This window comes from Bacteroides rodentium JCM 16496, from assembly GCF_000614125.1.
Classification (GTDB): Bacteria; Bacteroidota; Bacteroidia; order Bacteroidales; family Bacteroidaceae; genus Bacteroides; species Bacteroides rodentium.
This window is the reverse complement of sequence record NZ_BAKJ01000112.1, coordinates 1-3,377: the sequence shown is the minus strand read 5'-3', so window position 1 is coordinate 3,377 and position 3,377 is coordinate 1. Positions and strand designations below refer to the sequence as shown.

3 protein-coding genes are annotated in these 3,377 nt (G+C 42.6%); 2 read left to right on the top strand and 1 reads right to left on the bottom strand.

The genetic code is table 11. The annotated features are described in order from the left end of the window. Positions 1-162: 162 nt before the first annotated feature. Both JCM16496_RS23140 and JCM16496_RS20775 read left to right on the top strand, forming a co-directional pair. On the top strand, positions 163-300 hold the full coding sequence (locus tag JCM16496_RS23140; RefSeq protein ID WP_209441652.1) for a hypothetical protein: 138 nt from the start codon (positions 163-165) through the stop codon (positions 298-300). Between the two features lie 58 nt (positions 301-358). Beyond that, complete coding sequence (locus JCM16496_RS20775) at positions 359-2,944, top strand: hypothetical protein (RefSeq protein WP_025836398.1); 2,586 nt, start codon at positions 359-361, stop codon at positions 2,942-2,944. A 153-nt stretch (positions 2,945-3,097) separates the two neighbouring features. Here the strand turns inward: JCM16496_RS20775 and JCM16496_RS22495 are convergent. Beyond that, the coding region (locus tag JCM16496_RS22495; RefSeq protein ID WP_159102491.1) for a hypothetical protein at positions 3,098-3,377 on the bottom strand (280 nt) is incomplete at its 5' end.

The window sequence follows — 3,377 nt, the reverse complement described above, 5'->3', positions numbered from 1 at the left end:
ATGTCCGGACAGCAGGTTGGAGCAATGCTTGCAGACAAGTGAAAGAAGCGTTTCTTATAACTTACTATATAGCAATGAACGCCTGCAAGGGTTCCCCTAAAGGAACGGATAACGAACGAAACAGGAACATTTATATTATTATTAACAACTAATTTCACGATTATGAAAATGGAAAAAGAAATGAAGTATGAAGCTCCGGCAGTGGAAGTGCTGGAAGTAGAAATCGAACAAGGATTTGCAGGAAGTGGTGGTACTCCTTCTGAAGAGCAAGGTAGTGACATGCCCCCAACGCCGTTTTAAGTAAAGGTATTATTGATGCTTTGAAGAATAATAATTGATAGATTAAAAGTAATAAGAAATGAAAGTAAAACATTTATTTTATGCGACAGCTTGCTTGATGGCTCTTGCCGCATGTAACAACGAGGAATTTCCGACAAGCGAATCTTCGTTCGATGGAAAAGGCGAACTTGTGCAACTGAATGGTGCTGCTATTGCTTTGACAAAGGGCGAAGCTCAAACACGTGCTATTGATGCGGATGGAAAATTCCAATGGATGCCATCGGGAACACTGGGACAGGATGAGATACCTGAAAAGATAGGTTTATGCTGGACCGGTGTGAATAATGTCAATCCGGACAAGGCACCGGCTACGGCTACGGGAAGTATGGTGTACACCAACTATGAGTTTGTACAGGCTGGCTGGCTTTATGAAGGTGAAAAAGCACCGCAATTGAATCCATGTACTCCGTACAATGTGAAGAACGGTGAATATAATACTGCCGCAAACATTGGTAGCGATGGTACAACTGCCACAATTGAAAACTCAACTTATAAAGCGACAGAAGCGGACAAGACGCTGAGCCTAAAGACCGGTTTCTTTAACACTAAAAATACAGCCATCTATTCCGGTGAATATATCGTTTACTATCCGTATAATGAAGAATTCTTTGATTCTCCGATTGTAGCCTCTGCTCCACGGGCGGTTGAATTGGCTCCGGATGCAACGAATAAATTTGCTGCCGTATCAGAATACGGCTTCAATGTAGGATATGCAGGTGACTTCCAGGGCGGACAACTCTCTGATGCGTTTGTTACAAATACATTGTCCGGTGCCGCTTATATCGGTATTAAGAATACAGGTACTACTGATGTGAAACTTAACCAAGTTATCTTGTATGCAGCCGGTGCAAACGACAATTTTGTTATCAGACAGGAATTGGACGCAAAGGCTATCAAGGCTGCAAATAATGTGGCTGCCAATGTTGGCACAAACTTCTATCTTGGCCAACCCAAGGAAACAAGCAAGACGATTGTGACTACCTATTCAAGCGTAAAAACTCTTACTGCAAGTACTGCCGACCCGTCTTACGTGGTTCTTCCCGTACTTCCTGCAACAATCTCCGACCTTAAGATTTTATTGGTAGACGAGAATAGCAAGGTAGCCATTGTGGATTGCGGAAAGCAAGAAATCAAAGCCTTGGCAAGTGGTGACTACTCTGTAAAGAAACTTGTTGATTTGAAAGATGTAGAATTCAAGACTGATTATATCGTAACAGATGCGGCTTCTTTGGCATCAGTGCTTACTGCTGTAAGTGCATTGCAGGACGTTTCTGAAACTAATCCTATCAAAGTACAGGTTATCGGAGATGTTACTTTGAATGCAACAACAACTATAGGTGACGCGGATTTCTACAAATTTGTAACATTTGAAGGTGGCAAGATTATCGTTCCTGCAGACAAGACATTGACTATAGCCAAAGGAACAACGGTTAATACTGATATTGACGTAATGGACAAAGGCTGCTGTGGCACTGCTGACGGTAAGTTGATTGCTGAAACTGCAACCTTGGGTGGTGTAATCAATAACCGCGGTGACATCGAAGTGGGTGACGGCTCAGCTGCCAACCTTGTGGTAATGAACGATGCGACCCTGAACAACTTGAAAGGTACGGAAACCATTCGTGGCGCAAAGACAGAATACGAAGGAAGCATCCTTGTAAAAGCCAAAACTACATTGACACTGAACGGTACGAGCAGCATTCTGAATGAAGGAACGATGATGACGAAAGGTACGGGTAAATCGGCAGAAGATGGTACTATCACTTTGCCACAAGGTTCTACTGCCACTATCGACAATCAGAACAGCATCGTGAATGGTGGTAACATCAATATATTGAGCTCGGCAAACGGATTGAAGAACAGCACTACAACATCTGAGTTCGTGGATAAGGTAGGTAGCCAGTTGACAGGATATGGAATGAACAGTGACAATCAAGGTGAATTCATCTGCGAGGTAGATGCCCAGAACAGATATGAAACGGCTCTCAAGAGCAATATCCGTCCTACTACGATTGTTCGTTTCGTGGATGTAGCCCAGGATAAAACAGATAGCAATAATAACGTTACGGGAGAGTATATGATTGGCAATGGCGACATCAAGAATGTGGCAACTGGTGACTTTGTCAGCTTTGAGATTGCAGCGGAAACACAAAACGACGAGATTAAGTTTATCAAATTTGCAGATACAGATGCCGTATCTACAATTAAATCATTGACTGTAACTTCTGCTAAGTCCGTGGATATCAGCAAACTTTTGAAGGTGAATGAAGATGCAAATTTCGATGCAGCTAACATCACAAGCACAATTAATGCTGATTTTGTTGTAGTAAGAAATATAAATGTAAATAAAGGTAACGTCGCTGTTGCAGAAAAGAAAAATGTAAATGCGAGCGGTTCTGAATGCAATATGACTGTAGCGAAGGATGGTTCCATTGCATTTGCCAACGACGGTAAGTCCTACTTCAATGTTATCACAAACAACGGTTCGGTGGACATTACGGTTGCAACTACCAGTCCGAAAGTAGCCCATGAAGTGTGGTGCAAGAGTTTCACTACCGGTGCAGACGGAAAGTGGACAAACAATAGCTATCCGTTGATTTATTGATAAGTGCTTTTTATTCACCGCATCATTGAAGGACAATAAAAATGCCATTGATGCGTCGATAAAAAATAAAAAGGAATCCTCGTCTGATACAGATTTGTACAGACGGGGATTCTGTTTAAAAACATCATAAATACGTTCCGCATACATCGTACTTTACCGAACATTCGAACCCATCGGACTCTCATCATATAAGTACTTGTCTATCAGCCTCTCCATACTGCAAACTTTCCGCATCCCTTTTGCAGTGGCACTGCAAGGCAATTGCAGCAGTACTGCAAAGGTATTGCAGCGGCGCTGCAAAAGGAGTGCAGTGATACTGCAATAAAGGTGCAGCAATACTGCAGAAGAAGTGCGGCAATACTGCAAAGTGATGGCAACATGGCAAAGTAATAGTCCTCCCATAAACCGCTTGCGGCGGCACTGCAAGTTTCCT

What these genes read in the sequence shown, in the direction of transcription:
- JCM16496_RS23140 (WP_209441652.1), top strand. Translation starts at nt 163, where the DNA reads ATGAAAATGGAAAAAGAAATGAAGTATGAAGCTCCGGCAGTGGAAGTG.
- JCM16496_RS20775 (WP_025836398.1), top strand. Translation starts at nt 359, where the DNA reads ATGAAAGTAAAACATTTATTTTATGCGACAGCTTGCTTGATGGCTCTT.